The organism is Methylophilus sp. TWE2 (assembly GCF_001183865.1).
GTDB lineage: Bacteria > Pseudomonadota > Gammaproteobacteria > Burkholderiales > Methylophilaceae > Methylophilus.
This window is the reverse complement of record NZ_CP012020.1, coordinates 482692-502770: the sequence shown is the minus strand read 5'-3', so window position 1 is coordinate 502770 and position 20079 is coordinate 482692. Positions and strand designations below refer to the sequence as shown.

The following is a 20079-nucleotide window of genomic DNA, read 5'->3' as shown; positions in this document are numbered from 1 at the left end:
GGGCTGGCGCGTGACAATGCCAAGTCAGCAAATCATCACCATTCATGCCAATGCGCCAGCCAAGCCTGCTCTAGGCCAGGCGTGCAATGGTTGCGGGGTCTGCTGCGCGGCTGAACCTTGCCCGGTAAGCCTCACCTTGCTCTGGCCGCATCAAGCGCCGTGTCGGGCGCTGATCTGGCACGAACACAAGCAACGCTATTTTTGCGGCATGGTCAGTGACCCGGCCCGTTTTCTGCGCTGGTTACCTGGCTGGCTTAACCTTGCCGCAAGTCGTTTATTTAAACGCTGGATCGCTGCCGACACTGTCTGTGACGCAGACGTAGAATTATCTGAATAAAATCAACTCGAATAATCAAAGACTTAGCGTGACTTTAGCTTGCTTTCCGCTATAATGCGCGCCTATGAAGATCAAACATTATCCAGACGACGTCAGCCAAAACTTCCTCAAGTTGCGTAATCAACTGATTAGCGCCACGGGCAAGGCCATTGGCGATTACAACATGATTGAAGAGGGCGACACCGTGCTTGTGTGCATGAGCGGCGGCAAGGATAGCCACGCCATGCTGATGATTTTGCTGGCCTTGCAGGAACGCGCGCCCATCAATTTCAAGCTGATCGCCATGAATCTGGACCAGAAACAGCCTGGCTTTCCGGCCGATGTGTTGCCCGCCTACCTGGATAAACTGGGGGTGGAATACCGTATTGTGGAAGCGGATACTTATTCTATCGTCAAAGAAAAAATTCCTGAAGGTAAAACCACTTGCAGCCTTTGTTCACGCTTGCGCCGCGGCATTATCTATACCACGGCCCAACAATTGGGCGCCAACAAAATTGCACTGGGCCACCACCGTGATGATATTGTGCAAACCTTGTTTCTGAATATGTTTTATGGCGCCAAGATGAAAGCCATGCCGCCCAAACTGGCGACCAACCGCGGTGAATTCATGGTGATCCGCCCGTTGGCTTACTGCGCCGAAAAAGACATTGCGTCTTATGCGCGCGGCATGCAGTTCCCGATTATTCCATGCGACTTGTGCGGCAGCCAGGAAAACCTGCAGCGCCAGAAAGTCAAAGATATGTTGAACAATTGGGAACGAGAACAGCCGGGAAGAATCAATAATATTTTCCGTGCGATTGGCAATGTGGAGCCTTCGCACCTGGCTGACTTCGATTTGTATGACTTCAAGCATTTGAGCCAGGCCAAAGAGGAGGACGAAGACCCGATGTTTGACCATGAAAAATTTTCGTCTAACGACATGGCGCTTACCATTGCCACCCAGGATGACAAACGCATTGAATTTGCGCGCAAGCCTTTCCCGGTTGCGGTCACCACTGAGGAATAACACAATGTTTTGGTGCAGAAAGACTTTAATGTCAGACTTTCCGCACCGATATATTGTCTAGTCGTTAAAACGCTTGCTATTATCTAGCCAACTCTTATACAGACCGCGCAATGTCAAAACTGCTGATCGTTGAATCTCCTTCCAAGGCCAAAACCCTCAAAAAATATTTGGGCGGTGATTTTGAGGTCCTGGCTTCTTACGGGCACGTGCGCGACCTGATCCCCAAAAACGGCGCGGTTGACCCGGCACAGCAATTCGCGATGAAGTACGACATCATCGACCGCAATAGCAAACACGTCGATGCCATTGCCAAAGCGGTTAAGAATGCCGACAGCATTTACCTGGCAACCGACCCGGACCGCGAAGGGGAAGCGATTTCCTGGCATATTGCCGAGATTCTGGCCGAGAAAAAACTGATTAAAAACAAGCTGCTCAAACGCGTCGAATTTAACGAGATCACGCAGACGGCGGTAAAACATGCCATTGACCATCCGCGCGACATCTCGATGGACCTGGTCAATGCGCAGCAAGCGCGCCGCGCGCTGGATTACCTGGTGGGCTTTAATCTTTCGCCGTTGCTGTGGAAAAAAATCCGCCGCGGGCTGTCTGCGGGCCGCGTACAAAGCCCGGCCTTACGCCTGATTGTCGAGCGAGAGCTCGAAATCGAAGCCTTTACCAGCCAGGAATACTGGAGCATCCACATGAGCGCGCTCAAGCATGCGCATGGGTTCGATGCCAAGCTGATACAGCTCAATGGCCAGAAAGTAGAGCAATTCACGGTCACCAACCATGACCAGCAGGCAGATATCGTCGGTAAGCTGTTACTAGCCTCTGCCGGTAAAACGACGGTGACGCGTGTTGAGAAAAAGCAACGCAGCCGCAGCCCGGCCGCACCATTCACCACCTCCACCCTGCAACAGGAGGCCGTACGCAAACTCGGCTTTACCACCAGCCGCGCCATGCGGGTGGCACAGCAACTGTATGAAGGCATGGACGTTGGCAGCGGCACGGTGGGGTTGATTACCTATATGCGTACCGACTCGTTCAGCCTGGCCACTGAAGCCGTGATGCAAATCCGTGACTACGTGAAAAAGCACTTTGATGCAGACTACCTGCCCAAAGCGCCCATCATGTACAAAACTAAAGCCAAAAATGCGCAAGAGGCGCACGAGGCGATCCGGCCCACTGACATTACACGTACACCTGCCAGCGTGCGTCAGTACCTGAACGACGAACAATTCAAATTGTATGAAATGATCTGGAAGCGTACCTTGGCTTGCCAGATGACACAGGCCAAATATGACGCCGTCAGTGTCGACCTGTCGGTAGGCAGCGAGGCTAATCTGTTTCGCGCCAGTGGTCAGACCCTGATTTTCCCGGGCTTTATTGCCGTCTATATGGAAGGCAAGGACGACGACAAGGATGACGAAGACGCAGAAGCGAAATTGCCGCATCTGGAAACTGGTGAGATACTGACGGTAGAGAAGATTTTCGGTGAACAGCACTTTACCGAACCACCGCCGCGGTATTCTGAAGCCAGCCTGGTCAAGGCGCTGGAAGAATATGGCATCGGTCGCCCTTCAACCTATGCCAGTATTATTTCTACCCTGCAAGACCGCGAATATGTATTGCTCGATAAAAAGCGCTTTACACCAACTGATGTCGGCCGTGTCGTCAATAAGTTCCTGACCGAGCACTTTACCCAATATGTCGACTATGACTTTACGGCTAAGCTCGAGAACGAGCTGGATGAGATTGCGGAAGGCAACCTGGAATGGGTGCCAGTCATGGACAAATTCTGGCAAGGCTTTAACCAGCAGATTCAAGTCAAAGCCGATGTTGAACGTCCTGGCAATGAACTGATCGACGAGTTCTGCCCAAAATGCGGCCGCCAGTTGCAGAAACAGCTTAGCCGTTATGGCAGCTTTATCGGCTGTACCGGCTATAACGCGACACCTAAATGCGATTACAAACGCAATCTGGATGGTGAAGTCAATAACGCGAGCGAGCCTACCGTCATTGGCCTGGATGCAGAGACGCAGAAGGAAATCTACCTGATGAACGGCCCTTATGGTCCATATCTACAGGTCGGCCAACCGGTTGAAGGCGAAAAGAAAAAGCCTAAGCGCGTCAGCATTCCCAAAGAGATACCGCTGAGCCAGATCAATATTGATACGGCAAACATGCTACTGAGTTTGCCGCGTGACCTGGGCCAACACCCTGAAACAGGTAAAAAAATTGTCGCAAATATCGGCCGCTTCGGGCCTTATGTGAACCATGATGGCAAGTTTAAATCGATCCCAAAAACCGAGAGCGTCTTCAGCATAGACCTTGAAGGTGCAGTCAAACTGCTGGCAGCTGCCGGTGGCCCTGCCCCACTGGCAGACCTGGGTGAACACCCATCAGGCGAAGGACGGATTGAGGTATTTTCAGGACGTTTTGGCCCCTACGTACAACATAATGGCATTCGTGCAACGCTGCCTAAGAGCGTGACACCAGAGGAGCTGACGGTAGAGCAGGCGCTGGAGCTCCTGGCCGAGAAAGCCGCTAAAGAGGGTGGTAAAACTGCTGGCAAAAAAACCACAGCCAAAAAGTCAGCGGCCAAGAAACCGGCTGCAGGCAAAACCACAGCGACCAAAACCGCTGCAAGCAAACGCGCTAAAAAGACAGCAACAGAATAACCATCTTTAAGGAGTATCTCTCCTTAAAGATGGTCACTTATCCTAATGGGTCTATTGCTATGGATCCATTTATTGGTTGGTCCATAAATGATCAATATTCCCTATCCCCCAGTTGTCTACGGATTCATTTCCCACAATTTCATCCATATTTTTTGACAAGTCCAGCTCAATCACAGGAATATGAATTCTGGATTTGGTCGAAAAAAATGCTTTCACGACCGGCTTGAGCAGGCTATGTGTATTTTGCTTGACCACGACTGCCAAGCGGCCAGACTTCAAGATCACTACGGTGCCTATCGGGTAAATCCCCAGGCTTTTAACAAATGCCTTGAACACCACCGGATCAAAATGCCCGTTCCAGCTTGCCATGCGCTTCAGCGCCATTCCCGGTTCCCAGGCAGGTTTATAAGCCCGAGCCGAGGTGACCGCATCATACACATCACATATGCCTCCCATTTTGGCAAACAGGCTAATCTGGTTAGAAGTCAGTTTTTCAGGATATCCCGAGCCGTCTATTTTTTCATGATGATGCAAGCACACATCCAACGTCACGGGATCAGAAATATTGGCTTTTAACAGCATGTCATAGCCTAGCTTGGGATGCTCTTGAATCACATGAAACTCATTATCCGTTAAGGAGCCTGGCTTGTTCAGTATCGGCAAAGGAATGCCTGCTTTACCCATGTCATGCATCAAGCCAGCCAATCCCGCCTGTTTGACTTCGGTTTCTGAGAGCTTGAGCTCCCTGGCGAGGGCTGCCATTAACGCACAGACCGCGACAGAGTGCATATAGGTATAGTCATCTGCCGTTTTGAGACGCACCAGACTAATCAGGGCATGTACATTGCGTGCCACAGAGGCAGAAATTTCCTCCACAATCGGCATGACCACTTCGGTCTCAATCGCTTTTCCCATGCGCAAATCGTTAAACATGGAGGCAACCGCTTGGCGTGATGAGGCGATGATTTTTGCAGCCTGTTCACGCTCAGCCTCAAGTGTCGCTGTTTTCAGTTTCACGCTATTGAAGACAGGAGTCTCCACCGTAGAACTCTTTAATGGCGGAAGGTCTTCAACTGGGCCATCTAGCTCCAGCATGGCCATTTCTTTATCCGTCATGGGGCTGATTTCGTTATCTTTAGCTTCGTTATCTGCCACATCCTTGCCCCAGACCGTATCTATCACCACTTCTTTGATCGGGCTGGCGAGCAGTTTCTTCAAATCTTCGGGATCGGTCAGCACAAACTGACTAGTCCAAAAGGGATGATCCATCCATGGACCCTTAAGCGCATGAATATACATCCCCATCCGTACATCTTTGACTGCGATTGTTTTTAGCATACGACCCCGACCGCCCCTTCGAATGCTTACATCTTATAATTCCTTATCGGAAAAAAATTAAAAAAAAAGAGGGCAGAAAGCCCTCTTGAAAATTACTTTTACGTGAATGTTTTAACGGCTGATCATATGCCTGATGACAGTCCGGCAGCCGCACGCAAGGCAGCCGCTTTATCTGTGGCTTCCCAGCTGAACTCCGGTTCATCACGCCCAAAATGGCCGTAGGCAGCAGTTTTGGTATAAATCGGGCGCAACAGGTCCAGCATCTTGACGATGCCTTTTGGACGCAGGTCGAAATGCTCACGGACCAGCTGTGTCAGACGCTCATCGGAGACCTTACCTGTCCCATAGGTTTCCACCATGATGGAGGTTGGCTGGGCCACACCAATTGCATAGCTGACTTGCACGAGGCATTTGTCTGCCAGGCCGGCAGCGACGATATTTTTTGCCACATAACGGCCAGCATAGGCGGCAGAGCGGTCAACTTTAGAAGGATCCTTGCCCGAGAAAGCACCACCACCGTGTGGGGCTGCGCCGCCATAGGTATCCACGATAATTTTACGGCCAGTCAGGCCACAATCGCCTTGCGGACCACCGATCACAAAACGGCCAGTCGGGTTTACCAGGTATTTGATCTCGCCTTTGATCAACTCAGCAGGCAGTGTAGGCTTGATGATTTCTTCGATCACGGCTTCACGAATCGCTTCCAGTGACATTTCTGGCGCATGTTGTGTAGACACCAGCACCGTATCAATTTTATGTGGTTTGCCATCCACATACTGAATCGTCACTTGGGATTTTGCATCCGGGCGCAACCATGGCAAACGGCCATCCTTACGTAATTGCGACTGACGCTCCATCACACGGTGGCTCAGCCAGATCGGTAATGGCATCAGTTGCGGGGTTTCATTGACGGCATAGCCAAACATCAGGCCCTGGTCACCTGCACCCTGATCCAGAGGATCATCATTCGCGTTATCCACGCCTTGGGCAATGTCAGGAGACTGCTTGTCGTAAGCCACCAAGACCGCGCAGCCTTTGTAATCAATCCCGTACTCTGTATTGTCATAGCCAATACGTTTGATCGCATCACGAGCGACCTTGATGTAATCCACATTGGCAGTGGTCGTAATCTCACCAGCCAATACAACCAAGCCAGTATTTGCCAGGGTTTCCGCAGCCACACGTGCAGTTGGGTCCTGTGCCAGGATCGCATCCAGAATGCTGTCGGACACCTGATCAGCCAGTTTATCGGGATGGCCTTCGGAAACCGATTCCGAAGTAAAAAGATATTCACTCATGTTTGACGCCTTGAAAAGTAAAAAAGTTAATAAATGGCACTGACTAAAGGCTGAAGCCAGCACCTAAAATGGGAACGAAGATTCTACCTGAGTTTACCCACACCACGGAATAAATCTTCGCATATGAGTGCCTTCAACGGCGCGATGGAGTATCATCTTGAGCTATGAAATTACGATTTACCAAAATGCAGGGCGCTGGCAATGACTTTGTAGTGATTGACGCAACCAAGAACCCTGTGCATCTTTCCCACTCGCAAATCCAGCACATTGCCAACCGCTATTTCGGTGTGGGTTGCGACCAGTTACTCATGGTTGAATCCACCGACACGCCAGGCGTCGATTTCCGTTACCGCATTTTTAACGCCGATGGCGGCGAAGTTGAACAATGCGGTAATGGCGCGCGTTGCTTCGTACGCTTTGTGGTCGACAAAGGTCTCACCAGTAAACGCGATATCCGCGTTGAAACCGCCAGCGGCATTATTACACTGATGTTGCAAGACGATGGCCAGGTCACCGTCAACATGGGCGCGCCACGTTTTGCGCCCGCGCAGATCCCTTTTGAGGCGGAGCAACAAGCGACCACTTATGAATTACCGCTAGCTAGCGAAACTGTCACAGTGAGCGCAGTTTCCATGGGCAACCCGCATGCCGTGATGCTGGTGGATAACGTACACACGGCGGAAGTAGCCAGCCTGGGGCCGCAAATCGAATCCCATGCACGCTTTCCGCAACGCGTGAATGCGGGCTTCATGCAGGTACTTAATGAGCATGAAATCAACCTGCGTGTGTACGAGCGTGGCAGCGGAGAAACCCTGGCTTGTGGCACAGGCGCCTGCGCAGCCGCCGTCAGTGGCATCCAGTTGGGGACTTTGCAAAGCCCGGTCAAAGTACATACCCGTGGCGGCATCCTGACCATACAATGGGCAGGTGGAGAGTCGCCAGTCTTAATGACAGGGCCGGCAGAGATTGTATTTGACGGCGAAATTGAAATTTAAAACAAAGAACTTAAGATAAAGCACAGCAGTATCATGGAAGAAAGCATCAACGAAAACGACATCAAGCATTACCTCAAAGCCCACCCTGACTTCTTTGAGCGTCATGCCCACTTACTGGCAGAGCTGTTCCTGCCCAGTCCACATGGCAAAGGCACCATTTCACTGGCCGAACGCCAGCAAATCGCCCAACGCGATAAAATCCGCGTGCTCGAATCACGCTTTACCGAGCTGATCCTCACCGCAGAAGAGAATGAAACCACGGCGCGCAAAGTGCATGAGCTGACTTTGGGCTTACTTTACGCCAAAGATGTAGAAGCATTGCACGTGCATCTGGTGGACTTCCTCGCTGCACACTTTCAGTTGCCGAATGCGCAACTTAAATTGTGGGTGAACGAGAGTCATGCTGCGGATCACCTGTTTATAGCGGCCGAAGACTCTCTCAAAAACTGGGCCAAGGACTTGAGCCAGCCGTATTGCGGCACCTTGCCTACCATGGATATCGCTGGCTGGTTTACCGACACACCGGCCTCGCTGGCAGTGATCCCCATGCGTTACCAGGAGGTCACATTTGGGCTAATGGCCATCCCCAGCGAGCAGCGCAGCCGTTTTTATGCCGGCATGGGTACCTTGTTCCTCAACCAGATCGGTGAACTGGTCAGCGCTTCACTGGCCAGATACATTATATGAAAGCCCCCGCTGAGGTTTCCGCCGAGGGGTATCTTCTTGCGGCAATTGTCAGCGTAACCTCCCCTGATAGAGGTAGTTTGGATGCATGAACTACTAGCAGACTACCTCGACTTCCTGCACTTCGAACGCGGCCTCAGCGAGCACACCCGCAACAACTACCAGCGCGATATCGAACGTTTGTTGCATTCTTCTGTACAAGACTTAGCCTCCCTCACACCACAAGACATCCGCCGCCAAATCGCCAGTTTGCACGGCCAAGGCATGCATGGGCGCAGCATCGCACGCATGTTGTCAAGCTGGCGTGGGTTTTTCCGTTACCTGGTTTTGCACAAAGGTTTTCCATCCAACCCGGTCATAGGCTTGCGCGCACCCAAAGCGGCCAAACCCTTGCCGCATGCGATGTCCATCGAACAAACCAACAAACTGATTGAAATCGACAGTGACGAGCCGATTGCTGTGCGTGACCGCGCTATTCTCGAGCTTTTCTATTCCTCTGGGCTGCGCCTCAGCGAACTGGTAGGGTTGAACCTAGATCGCCTGGATTTGCAAGAGGGCCTGGTGACAGTCATCGGGAAAGGAAATAAAACACGCATGGTGCCTTTGGGCAGCAAAGCGCTGATTGCTTTGAAAGACTGGCTTGCAGTGCGTAGTCTATGGCTGGTCAAACGGCCCTCTGAAACAGCCGTCTTTGTCAGCCAGCTAGGCCGCCGCATCCATGCGCGCACGGTACAAACCCGCATCAACCATTGGGTGATCAAACAAGGCCTGCCTACCCACGTGCACCCACATATGTTGCGCCATAGCTTTGCCAGTCACGTGCTACAAAGCAGTGGCGACTTGCGCGCCGTACAGGAAATGCTTGGCCATGCCAATATCAGCACGACGCAAGTCTACACCCATCTCGACTTCCAGCACCTGAGCAAGATTTACGACGCCGCGCATCCTCGTGCACGCAAAAAATAACCTCTTTGTGTTATCTCTCTGCCCTATGATTTTGCTAGAGGGAGGTTTTGCAAGTCCGAAAAATATGGCAAAATAACCCGACTAAATTAGTAAACCTTTGCCAGTCTCGTGACTCTAACGTCACATCGCCTGCGGATTAAAAATGCAGGCAATTATTTCAACAAACCAAAAAAGGAAACCTCCATGGAACACGCCTTACCAGCTTTGCCATTTGCAAAAAACGCATTGGCCCCACACATGTCAGAAGAAACTTTTGACTACCACTACAGCAAGCATCACCAAGCTTATGTGACTAACCTGAACAACCTGATCAAAGGCACCGAGTTTGAAAACGCTCCATTGGAAGAGATCATCAAAAAATCTTCTGGCGGCATCTATAACAACTCCGCCCAAGTGTGGAACCACACCTTCTTTTGGAACTGCCTGTCACCCAACGGTGGCGGTGAGCCAACAGGCGATTTAGCTGCTGCCATCAACGCCAAGTGGGGTTCTTACGAAGAGTTCAAGAAAGCCTTCCAAGCGTCTGCAGTTGGCAACTTCGGCTCTGGCTGGACCTGGCTGGTGAAAAAAGCGGATGGTTCTGTTGACATCGTCAACATGGGCGCAGCGGGCACACCTCTGACCACTGGCGACAAAGCGTTGCTGACCATCGACGTATGGGAGCATGCTTACTACATCGATCACCGCAATGCACGTCCTAAATTCGTTGAAACTTTCCTCAACCACCTGGTGAACTGGGAATTTGCAGCGAAGAACTTTGCTTAATTCGCAGCGTCTATTTGGTGACAATAAAACCGTAACTCCGACAATAAAACCGTAACTTTTGAAAAAGAAGCGAACAATAAAACCGTTACTTACAAGCCTCTAAATTGAGTTTTAGAGGCTTTTTTATTGATACTTTTTCGTAATAAAGTATCAAAGCATTTTAAATCAGATCGTTAAGGGAACTTTAGTCAAAAAATAGAGAGCGCATTTGTTTATTTGGAGTCGCTTGGCCTGCCCTCACACATCTCAAATAATGCAATCGCTTGATCACAGTACTTACAGTGGCCCTGGCAGCAATCATGCATCAGAAAGGCTACCAGATCCGAAAGTATAGTAAAAATTACGCTGTAAATTATTGAACGTCCCTCACGACGGCTGACAATCAGCCCGACTTGCTCAAGATGGTTAAGATGAAACGAAATACGAGAAGGTGATACACCTCCTAGCTGCTCCGCGATTGCACCTGCTGACAGACCTTCAGCCCCGGCAACAACTAAAAGGCGGATGATGCGTAGCCGAGTTTCTTGTGCGATTGCTGCGAAACTGTCGAGTGCTTGCTGTTCTTTCATTAAACGTGATGGATTCATGTGGTGCCCTACGAATATAAGCAGCAAAATACTATTATTTCAATACTTCAACAAGTATTGAAATAATAAATGATCTCATTTACCATTCGCCTGAATTATGAGGATCAATATCATGCAGGCCATTCGTGAAAAACTAGAGAACCATCAAATATCCATTTACTTTATTGCGGTGATTTTGGCAGCGGCCATTTCGCTGATGTTTAAAGTGGATGGTGGCTTAAGTGACTTGATCAATCCTGCGTTGGCATTCATGCTTTTTGTCACATTCCTTCAAGTGCCACTGTCTGATTTGGGTAGAGCATTTACACGCATAAAGTTTCTAAGTGCGTTGTTGGTATCTAACTTTGTGGCGATTCCACTGCTGGTTATGTTTCTAACTCAATTTCTACCAGACTCGCCTATGATCAAACTAGGTGTCTTATTTGTGCTGCTGACTCCATGCATTGATTATGTGGTGACGTTCTCACATTTAGGTAAAGCGGACGCTCGACTGTTGCTGGCCTCGACGCCTGCATTGCTCATACTTCAGATGCTTTTGTTGCCGGGTTATCTAAATTTCATGATGGGTGAATCCGCTGCCAGCCTTGTGCAAATAGGTCCTTTCATTCATGCCTTTATCTGGTTAATTGCTGTGCCATTGGTTTTAGCCGGGGTGGTACAGCTGTGGTCTGCAAAGTCTGCCATTGGCGAGAAAGCTTCAACGGTGCTTGGTTTATGCCCAGTGCCTGCAACTGCGGTTGTACTATTTATAGTGATTGCGGCATTGGTTCCTCAGCTTGAATCAGCGCTAGATGCAACAATTAAAGCCGTACCAATCTATGTAGCGTTTGCGATCATTGCTCCTGTCATTGGGTGGGTGGTATCGAGCCTATTCAAACTGGAAACCACGGCCAAAAGAGCCGTGTCATTTAGCTCTGCAACTCGTAACTCACTTGTAGTGTTACCACTCGCTTTAGCCGTGCCTGGAGCAATTCCTGTCATACCTGCAGTCATCGTCACTCAAACTGTGGTCGAATTAATTAGTGAACTAGTTTATATCCGTATCTTTCCAAGAGTGGGATAAAAAAATAATTAAGAGTGCTTGAATGACAATCTATCATTGGTTTTTACGTTTCCTTGCTGCATGGGTAATTTTTACAGGCTCAGTACATGCTCAGGGCCAAGAGGCTGATGCCCCAAAACAACTATGGCAATTATTAGACTATGTTGCCGTCGATTACAGTGGCGCCGTTCAAGATGGCGTTGTCGTCAGCGAAGCCGAATATGCTGAAATGCAGGACTTTGTTGAGAATGCAGACAAGTTATTAACCTCATTGCCAGCTCACAAAGCTAAGACTCAAATTGCTGAAGCGATTAACCAATTACGGGTTGCTGTTACCAATAAAGCCGCTGATTCAGACATTACGCGTTTAGCTCATCACGCAAACGCAGTCTTATTATCCGCGTATCCAATTCCCATTGCCCCTAAATCTGTTCCAGACTTGAACAGAGGGAAATCACTTTACGCGGTGCAATGTGTTTCATGTCATGGTGCTACAGGGAATGGAGATGGCCCACTTGCTGCCACACTAGATCCTGAACCTATCGCATTCACTGATGCTGACCGTGCAAAATCAAGAAGTTTGATGGCGCTTTACCAGGTCATCTCTCAAGGTGTGAATGGTACTTCGATGCCAAGCTTTGCTAGGCTGCCTGAAGAGGATCGTTGGGCCTTGGCATTCTTTATTGGCACGCTTTCACATAATGAGGACATGCAGAACCAAGGGAAGATACTTTGGGATAACAATGATGGAAACATCAAGCAACGCTTCACTGGCTTGGATAAACTCAGCACGCTTACTGAAACTTCATTAACCGAGACATTACCCGCAGATACTGTACGCAATGTAGTCGCCTATCTGAGAACCCATCCTGACCTAGTTGAAAAAAATCAGGCGAAAGGTCTGGCCTTGTCCAGACTTAAGCTTATACAAAGCTTGGAAGCTAAGAAGTCAGGCAATGTACCGCTGGCAACTCAATTAGCGCTATCAGCCTACTTGGATGGTTTTGAGCCAATCGAGCCCATGCTCCGTGCTAGAAACAAAGAGCTTCTTGTATCAGTTGAAACAGCCATGCTTGATTACCGGTCAGCGGTGACAAAAGGAACTGTCGATCAAGCACAAAATGCGGCAGATAATTTGGAAAGGTTGCTCACCAGGGTTGATCTTATTATGCAGGACTCGAAGGCTGATCCAACGGCAACGTTCATTGGCGCAGCCACAATACTTTTACGTGAAGGTGTAGAAGCACTTTTAATTGTGATTGGCATGATCACCTTTTTGAAAAAGACGGAAAGGCCAGACCTGCTTCAGCACGTGCATCGTGGTTGGATCAGTGCTTTGTTGGCAGGGCTTTTAACCTGGGTTGTTGCAACCTATTTGATAGGGATTAGCGGCACTAGCAGAGAAGTGACTGAAGGGATTGGTTCGGTACTTGCATCAGTAGTCCTACTGAGTGTCGGCCTTTGGATGCATCAGAAAAGTAGTGCTGGTAAGTGGCAGGAATATCTTAAAGGTCAATTATCTAAGGCCATTTCAAGCAAGTCTGTCTGGGCATTATTTGCACTCTCATTTATTGCTGTCTATCGAGAAGTATTTGAAACTGTATTGTTTTACTCTGCATTGATGGCTGACGGCAATAATACTGCTCTTGCAGGTGGCTTTATAACAGCGGTATTGCTACTGGCCTTGATTGCTTGGGGAATGCTGTATACGAGTGCGCGAATGAACCTGGGGCGTTTCTTTTCATTCACTTCCGTCCTGGTAGTTATTCTGGCTGTAGTGTTGATCGGCAAAGGCATGTCTGCCCTACAAGAAGCCGGATGGATAGGCGTCAATGTAATCTCAGCCATACCGCGCATCGAGTGGTTAGGGGTGTATCCAACGCTGGAAACGATCACCTCACAAACCTTGGTAGGTTTAATTGCATTAGCTGGGTTTGGATTATTCACTAGCAAGTCGAATAAATGACTGGGGTAAGTGCACCTTCACTAATTCTCAAAGTTAGGCCTGATTTTATCTTTGCTCAAGGTAACCTCACTTTACTGCGATGGCAGACTATTTAAATTAATGATTAGCTTACTGCGGAATCGTAAAATACAGAACATTCAAGGGTCGCCTATTGTCTCAAAATCAAGTAGTATTAAAGCGTCTTATTGATAGATATTGCCGAGATTCTATATGCTCAATGTTGCTTATTTCTTAGCGATTATTGGAACGCTGGGTCTAATAGCACTAACCATAATTGCGGTTTGGTTACACCGTCAAAAGAAAAGAGATCAATGCTCGAAGTCTCAGCATTGATGCCTGAAGAATGGCTGCATGGATACTTTAGCCGTCTCGCAGTCCAAAATAGCTGTTTAGATATTCCACAGCTCAATAAACTTATCGCTCCATTACCTCCCCACGATTCACCGGATTCAATTCCCAAAATAGCTAAATTGCTTGATCGGCCAGTCAAGGAGTTGATACAGCAAAATACGTTGTTTCCTGCGAAACATGCAATCTATTTCAAGACCTACAGTGAAGCGCATCAAATAAGCATTTCAATGCGTAAAATGCAGAAGCCTGTCAAATTTTGCCATCAATGCATTGAGGAAGACTGGGAGTATATTGGGCAAGGGTTCCCCTATCTCAGAAGAATCCATCAAGTGACTGGCATTGATTGGTGTTTGAAGCACAAGTGTCGTTTAGGCTTCTCATCTCTTGATGATATTCCTGGCCCAGGTCAATTTGGTTTGCTTCACGAACAATCGATTATTCAAGAGCCACTTGAGAGTCAGCACGAAATCATACAAAAGTACGTTGAGATATTTGATGGTTTAATCAGCAATTCATTAACGCTGTCAGCTGATCATGTGTCATTGGTGCTGGAGCAGCAGGCAAAGAAAGCAGGATTCAATACTTCGCCGGCTAAATCTGCCAGATGTATTAGTGACGTATTGGTCGAAGAAATATCTTCAGATTGGCTATTGCGTAACTTTCCCACACTAAAAGCCAAAGTGACTAATAAGGCATTGAAAACGATTGATGGAGCGGCGGTGTTCCGTCTGCAAAATCACAATGTCACTAATTATGTACTGGCTGCGGCTGTTTTATTCGACTCAGCGGATGAGGCATTAATGACGCTAAATAATTCCTCGAACATGGAGTTGAAACCACGTCGTGCCCTGATCAAAAGAAATGCCGAATTTTGGCGTGGAAACGATTTAAGACAGATTTACATAAAGAATCTCGGAACCGGTAAAGCAATTGCTGATGACATCGGAGGGGACTACGACCAAGTTCGTCAAAATTTGATCAAATACGGCTTACCTCCATTAACTAATCTATCCCTTGAAACTATCAAGGCTTTGGCTGACTTTTATAAAGGAGCTACGTTAGCTGAAATTCTTTCACGGCCTGGAGTTAATCGTGAGCATTTCGAGCAAGTGGTTAGAAGTGCTGGCAACCAGTTCGGCGAAATACTCAATCAGATCAAAGAGGCGTTGATGCAGAAAAGCACAGAGAGGCTGAATAGGATAAACAGTAAGGATAGGCCTCATTAATTCCGAGCTATTCTAGACTTTCAAATTTTGCATCCGTTTTAGCTCCTCGAAGATCCACTGCTTCGATTGAGGTAATTTCTCAAGTCTTGGAGTGAATGATAGGGCCGGCAAACGTCTGAGGAAAATCGGTGGTTTTAAACGTTCCCAGCACTCAAGCTCAAAATGGCCTAGCATGCGTAACGCTGACAGGCACTCAACATCTCTTTTCTGCCAATCAATTCGCTGTCGTTTTTGATGATCTATGCGCTCCACTTTTTTATCAGGTATTGATTTATAAATCTGATTAAGCCATTGGGCATCGTTGCTTGAAAGCCATTTAATCGCTGTACTGATGGCCATTTTTATATCGCTCTTGCTGTATTCAGGGTTAACTTCAATCAAAGCGTTCAACTCATTTCTTTTGGCATCCCTCATCCGCTCGGCTCGCTTGGTTTCCCACTGTCTTTTAATGTCGGGATGACTACATAACACTCTGTCTATGGTCGCTTTTGATAGGCTTGTGATGTTCTGAATATGCTTGAGTTGATGGCCCTCATCAAGCAAACCCTCTATCTGTTCCAATATTTCTTGGGTGAGCTTTTTAGGTCGGCGGTTTATGGTGACTAGGCCAGACTTTCCCAACTTTCGCATCAAAGTACCCAAGTCATATTCAAAAATATCGGCAAGACTACTGAGGGATTCGCCCGCAGCATGGCGCTGAGATATCTCTATCAGGTGATCATCTATCTCTATGGCTTGTAACACTGGCTCAGTATCCAAATCCAATTGAAATTGGCTTTCCCATAGGTATACAGAGTTGAATAGCTCCCAAGTCCCGAACAGGAATTGAATTAGAAGCACATGCGCAACCGGATTGTAATAGCCGCGTGGTTTTCTGATTAATTTCAAAAAGTATGGAATGTTCTCTGATCGTAATAACCTTTCGTAGACTGGAATATCTTTTAAATGTGCAAAATATTGTTCCAGGCGCAGCATGAAATGACTCGCTCTAATCTGCCCACGCTTTGTCAAGAAACCTTGCTGATTCAAACCATGTAAATAGGCGTTTTGTAATTGTTTCGGATTAAAGCCATTTGGAAGATTGTGATGAAGGATATTTTTGGAAATTACGGAAATTGCAAAAAGCTGGTTGATTGTGCTCCCATGACAAATTGAAACACTTGGCGTGTGTCGAGATGGAAGCATCAGGGTATTCTTATCCGCGCCGTTTTCACGTAGTGATATTTCTTCAAGTGCCAGAGAATGTTTGGCGCAGACCTGTGATGAAGGAAGTTGATGCGCTCTATGCCAATATCCAATGCCTAACGAACTAATATCCTCTTCAAAGCATACTGGGCAGTACTTAAGAAACGCGATGTCTTTTAGATGGGCTGGCGGTAGGCCTAGCTTGAATTTCAATGTTTCGACACTATTCCCTGACATGATTTGTACACATTCCCGAGCAAAGTTGGACGGGCGGAATGCAATATAGAACGGTAATACAGTGTGACTTAATGCTATATCTATAGGGTACCCGTATGCGTAAGCTGTATTGCTGCAGAAGTTCGTTAAATGGGAAGGAAAGTCGAGTCTCGTTCCAGCGGAACCGTTCCCGAGCAGCGTTTTACTGATCTGGAATCCAGTCTGGCCATTTAATACACTGGTTAATGACATGAAAGAAAAAAATGTCATTTCGTCTGTTATGGCCGGTAAGTTGAGTGAGTCGATCATTTGTCCTCCACTTCAGACCTGAGTTTAGCGAGCTGATCGATGTTATGTTGGATATGACCGCTTTTACGCATATCCTCATCAGACAACCCGACTCGTGATTGTTCTAGTCTTTTTTGTTTGTTTTTTTGGCGTGTTTGGTGCGCCTTAAGCTTTGCCTGTTCACTCATCCCTCGATCCGTATGAGCTGATTGTGTTACTTGCTCATTAGGTGCGCTTAGGTGGGCTGCAGCGTTGATTTGATAGTCGGCAGGTGGAGTGCCTTGCCAATGTAATTGGTAAAAGTCGACATCAACATCAGGAAATTCGGCTAATGTACTCGCACTTTTGTACCTGAAGCCATCAGCTAAAGGTCTTGAGAGTGTAAAAGATTTGCCCAGGTAAATTTTATAAATGTCTTCGGGGCAAATGCTACAGTTTTCACTTAGTTTGTTTGATAAGCATTTCTTTTGTGCTAAGCACCAAAGAGTGAGAGCTAATCTAGCGATGCCGCCACTACACTTGTATAACATTTGGGAGCAACCAGAGAAATCGACTATTGGCTGAGGGAGCACATAAAACTTCATAATCCCGCGATCACAGAGTAATTGCCATTCAACCTCCCAATCCTCCTCATCAAGCACACCAATAGGATGAAAATGCGCAGTTTCAGTAATCGTAATTCTGGTGATGTCTTGACTGCTGGTTAGCCAATCAAATGCTCGCTCATTTCCAGAAAAAACTAAGGGGATGCCACTGTTTGCAAACTCCATTAAGAAAGTCTGCATGACACTTGCCTGACTGTTTTGGACAAGGTTTCTTAGTTGTGCTTCATCTAAAAAAATGATGCCTGTGTGGTGAGAGATCAATGTTCTAATTGTTGCCAAGCATAAATTAGTTACTCCCTTATGCTGTTTTGGAAGACGGATTGCATATGAGGTGCCTAATGCCTCATCCATTGATAAGAGGATATTTTCTAAAAGTCCGCGCCGACTACCATCATGGGGCAGGTCTGCTCGTAGATAGACAAGCTGGGAGTGTTGTTGCCAAAGGGCTCCATCATTTCTGTCATGAATAATTACTTGGGGTAATGTCGCGCAAAACCTGTTAACGATCGTAGACTTACCTGTTCCGGTTGGTCCCATCAATAGGTTTACGGATATCCCAGCGCTGGGAGCTTTAATGGTTTTTAAAAGGGTATTGGGGTCGATTAATTCAAAGTATCTCTTGCGATTTGCAGCGATCATTGGGTTTCTATTCTGAAGCCCAATTCGGAACATCCCATGCCAGGTCAACGCCGCCATTAGTGATTTACCTGTGGGGTATAAAAGTACTTTTTCCCCATTGAGTAGCGAATATCGTTCCATGATACTAAGTGATTCGACATCAACTCCTTCAAGAGGGTCATAGCGCAGCGCTTCGTGTAGTTCTCTGATCTCTTTGTAATCTGGCAGCCCTTCAAGCAAGGGGTTCGGGAAATTGAAGGGAATCATTGGGTAAGCCCCAAAAGTAGTTCATTAATGAGATTTCGGCCTTCAGATTTGGGTAGCTTAGGAAGTACTGGTGCAATTTGGGCATGAGCTTGAGAATGAATTTCGGCGGGGAGCTCTGGAACCCCATGTTTAGCAATTGATCTCTCAATTTGTCGATTTAATTTTTTATCCTTAGCTATTTTAGATTTTGGTATCGGGGGTGATTTAGCTTTCGCAGCTTGATATTCTTTTTCGGCAATTTGGTTTGTATTTTCAATACCAATATCTAATTCAGCTCTCCGTTGATCTCGTTCCTCCTCTGTCTGGTAGTTGTACAAGGAATCATTTTCCATTGCAGCCAAATAGTCATAGAGTGTGAGTTCATCGCGCTCTTCATCCTTGGTTTCACGATCAAGCTCGTGTATGGCGCCTGAATAAGGGTCCAGATAGTAAATCTTGCTCGGAAAATATGGGTTAATGTAAAAAGTGGCTACAAAGTGAAGCGGGGAAGCATCCCTATGTACTTTAGCTTCGTGAAAAATTTTAAGCATTTCTGGTGATTTAGAAACAAAACATATTGGCTCGATAAATTCTCTTTTGATCGAATTCCCTCTATGCAGTTTTACTCCTTTGGCGGTAAATGTGCCTTCTATCCGAGTACCAAAAATACACATCAATTCTTCGAAATTATTAAGGGATGAATCTAGCTTGCCCTGACTCATTGCCAAGCGGGTCAGGTTGAGTCGATTGACTGTTAGCCCTTTATTAATCAACTCTCTGCGAATCTCGAGAGTAATCTCTTCATTTTCAAGAGGGACTGTGTTGAGATAGTGAATTGCTCGCGCTGTTTCTCGTATTCCTTCGATGATGGTCAGCCTTGCGAGATGGTCGGCTTTTTCATCTCCTCTGGTGTGCAGTTTCCCTTGCGTAGTACCAATCAATTTATGATCGGAAGCTCTGTGTAAACTCAGATGTTTGGTTTCGACTAAAGAGTTTAAATCTGAACGGGCAACAGGGAGGTAGGTGACACCAGTGCCTAATGCCTCCAACTCTGCCATTGTTTTAGAGTTTCTTGCATCTGTATTATCTGCATTCAGATGCCCGAATTGGATAGGAAGCCAATCGGCAGCGGTCATGATGTCGGACAGGCCTAAAGATTCTATCCATTCGGTTTTATCCGATGCAGCATGTAAGAAAGCCAGCTTTACTGTTTCATAACTAGGTGCTTCGATACCCATATAGAAGCCTGGTATGTATCCATACAAACCATCCACCAACAACATACGGTAAGCTTGGCCGATACGTTTTAAACGATGGGTAACGGATACAAACTCTGTATCGGTTGTAGTGGAATCAATACCAGCTAATTGACCGACATTTATTATTTCATCGGTTTGGTTTCCAAGGATGCTACGATCAATTCTGGCAAGCTGTAGCGGGTTAAATCTTTTTTGCCAGGCTTCCTGATTAGAATATTTTTCGCCCCAGCGTTTGAACTGTCGCTTACTTGGTCTCTGATTGCGAGGCTTTAGAATGAGTTTGGTTTTTCCATCGTCCCCCATCGCTAGATCTGAATAGAACTCCCGCCACATCTTATCGAGTGCGCGTTGAATCGTAACACCACGCATTAAATAATTTCTGAAAGCGAAAGCACAGCATTCTTTGTCATCTTCAGTCAT

Annotated in this window: 16 protein-coding genes; 10 read left to right on the top strand and 6 right to left on the bottom strand. The window is 47.3% G+C overall.

Going from position 1 to position 20079, the window contains the following annotated elements:
- Nucleotides 1-16 precede the first annotated feature (16 nt).
- From ACJ67_RS02310 to topA, 3 genes are all read left to right on the top strand, one after another.
- Entirely contained in the window at nucleotides 17-337 is a 321-nt protein-coding gene (locus ACJ67_RS02310; protein ID WP_049637725.1) for a hypothetical protein, read from the top strand.
- A 64-nt stretch (nucleotides 338-401) separates the two neighbouring features.
- Entirely contained in the window at nucleotides 402-1343 is a 942-nt protein-coding gene (gene ttcA / locus ACJ67_RS02305; protein WP_049637724.1) for a tRNA 2-thiocytidine(32) synthetase TtcA, read from the top strand.
- A gap of 110 nt (nucleotides 1344-1453) precedes the next feature.
- On the top strand, nucleotides 1454-4024 hold the full coding sequence (topA, locus tag ACJ67_RS02300) for a type I DNA topoisomerase (RefSeq protein ID WP_049637723.1): 2571 nt from the start codon (nucleotides 1454-1456) through the stop codon (nucleotides 4022-4024).
- A gap of 69 nt (nucleotides 4025-4093) precedes the next feature.
- Here topA and ACJ67_RS02295 read toward each other — a convergent pair whose 3' ends face one another.
- Nucleotides 4094-5362, bottom strand: a complete 1269-nt coding sequence (locus ACJ67_RS02295; protein WP_049637722.1) for an HD-GYP domain-containing protein — start codon at nucleotides 5360-5362, stop codon at nucleotides 4094-4096.
- Nucleotides 5363-5484: 122 nt separating this feature from the next.
- Entirely contained in the window at nucleotides 5485-6660 is a 1176-nt protein-coding gene (gene metK / locus ACJ67_RS02290; RefSeq protein WP_049637721.1) for a methionine adenosyltransferase, read from the bottom strand.
- 164 nt (nucleotides 6661-6824) lie between these two features.
- Here metK and dapF point away from each other — a divergent pair, with 164 nt between their 5' ends.
- The 4 genes from dapF (at nucleotide 6825) to ACJ67_RS02270 (ending at nucleotide 10070) form a co-directional block, all read left to right on the top strand.
- Nucleotides 6825-7655 carry a diaminopimelate epimerase gene (gene dapF, locus ACJ67_RS02285; protein WP_049637720.1) on the top strand — a complete coding sequence of 277 codons (831 nt, stop codon included), beginning with the start codon at nucleotides 6825-6827 and terminating at the stop codon, nucleotides 7653-7655.
- A 33-nt stretch (nucleotides 7656-7688) separates the two neighbouring features.
- A complete protein-coding gene (locus ACJ67_RS02280) occupies nucleotides 7689-8342 on the top strand; it encodes a DUF484 family protein (protein WP_049637719.1) in 654 nt (217 codons plus the stop codon).
- A gap of 81 nt (nucleotides 8343-8423) precedes the next feature.
- A complete protein-coding gene (gene xerC / locus ACJ67_RS02275; RefSeq protein ID WP_049637718.1) occupies nucleotides 8424-9305 on the top strand; it encodes a tyrosine recombinase XerC in 882 nt (293 codons plus the stop codon).
- Between the two features lie 183 nt (nucleotides 9306-9488).
- The gene (locus ACJ67_RS02270) at nucleotides 9489-10070 is read left to right on the top strand and encodes a superoxide dismutase (RefSeq protein ID WP_049637717.1); all 582 of its coding nucleotides are present in this window, start codon (nucleotides 9489-9491) and stop codon (nucleotides 10068-10070) included.
- A gap of 212 nt (nucleotides 10071-10282) precedes the next feature.
- Here the strand turns inward: ACJ67_RS02270 and ACJ67_RS02265 are convergent, their stop codons facing one another.
- Nucleotides 10283-10657, bottom strand: coding sequence for a helix-turn-helix transcriptional regulator (locus ACJ67_RS02265; RefSeq protein ID WP_231587231.1), 375 nt, complete (start codon nucleotides 10655-10657; stop codon nucleotides 10283-10285).
- A gap of 112 nt (nucleotides 10658-10769) precedes the next feature.
- On the opposite strand from ACJ67_RS02265, the gene ACJ67_RS02260 reads away from it, so the two are divergent.
- From ACJ67_RS02260 to ACJ67_RS02250, 3 genes are all read left to right on the top strand, one after another.
- Nucleotides 10770-11720 carry an arsenic resistance protein gene (locus ACJ67_RS02260; RefSeq protein WP_049639728.1) on the top strand — a complete coding sequence of 317 codons (951 nt, stop codon included), beginning with the start codon at nucleotides 10770-10772 and terminating at the stop codon, nucleotides 11718-11720.
- Nucleotides 11721-11742: 22 nt separating this feature from the next.
- Nucleotides 11743-13665: a cytochrome c/FTR1 family iron permease gene (locus ACJ67_RS02255; protein ID WP_049637715.1), complete on the top strand. Its 1923-nt coding sequence runs from the start codon at nucleotides 11743-11745 to the stop codon at nucleotides 13663-13665.
- A 311-nt stretch (nucleotides 13666-13976) separates the two neighbouring features.
- Nucleotides 13977-15242 (top strand): TniQ family protein, encoded by a 1266-nt coding sequence (locus ACJ67_RS02250; protein WP_049637714.1) that lies wholly within the window; start codon nucleotides 13977-13979, stop codon nucleotides 15240-15242.
- Nucleotides 15243-15254: 12 nt separating this feature from the next.
- Here the strand turns inward: ACJ67_RS02250 and ACJ67_RS02245 are convergent, their stop codons facing one another.
- The 3 genes from ACJ67_RS02245 to ACJ67_RS02235 are packed head-to-tail and all read right to left on the bottom strand — an operon-like array spanning nucleotide 15255 to nucleotide 20079.
- On the bottom strand, nucleotides 15255-16952 hold the full coding sequence (locus ACJ67_RS02245) for a TnsD family Tn7-like transposition protein (protein WP_049637713.1): 1698 nt from the start codon (nucleotides 16950-16952) through the stop codon (nucleotides 15255-15257).
- Nucleotides 16949-18421, bottom strand: coding sequence for an ATP-binding protein (locus tag ACJ67_RS02240; protein ID WP_049637712.1), 1473 nt, complete (start codon nucleotides 18419-18421; stop codon nucleotides 16949-16951). Before ACJ67_RS02240 ends, ACJ67_RS02245 begins: the two co-directional genes overlap by 4 nt.
- Nucleotides 18418-20079: a hypothetical protein gene (locus tag ACJ67_RS02235; RefSeq protein ID WP_156171631.1), complete on the bottom strand. Its 1662-nt coding sequence runs from the start codon at nucleotides 20077-20079 to the stop codon at nucleotides 18418-18420. Before ACJ67_RS02235 ends, ACJ67_RS02240 begins: the two co-directional genes overlap by 4 nt.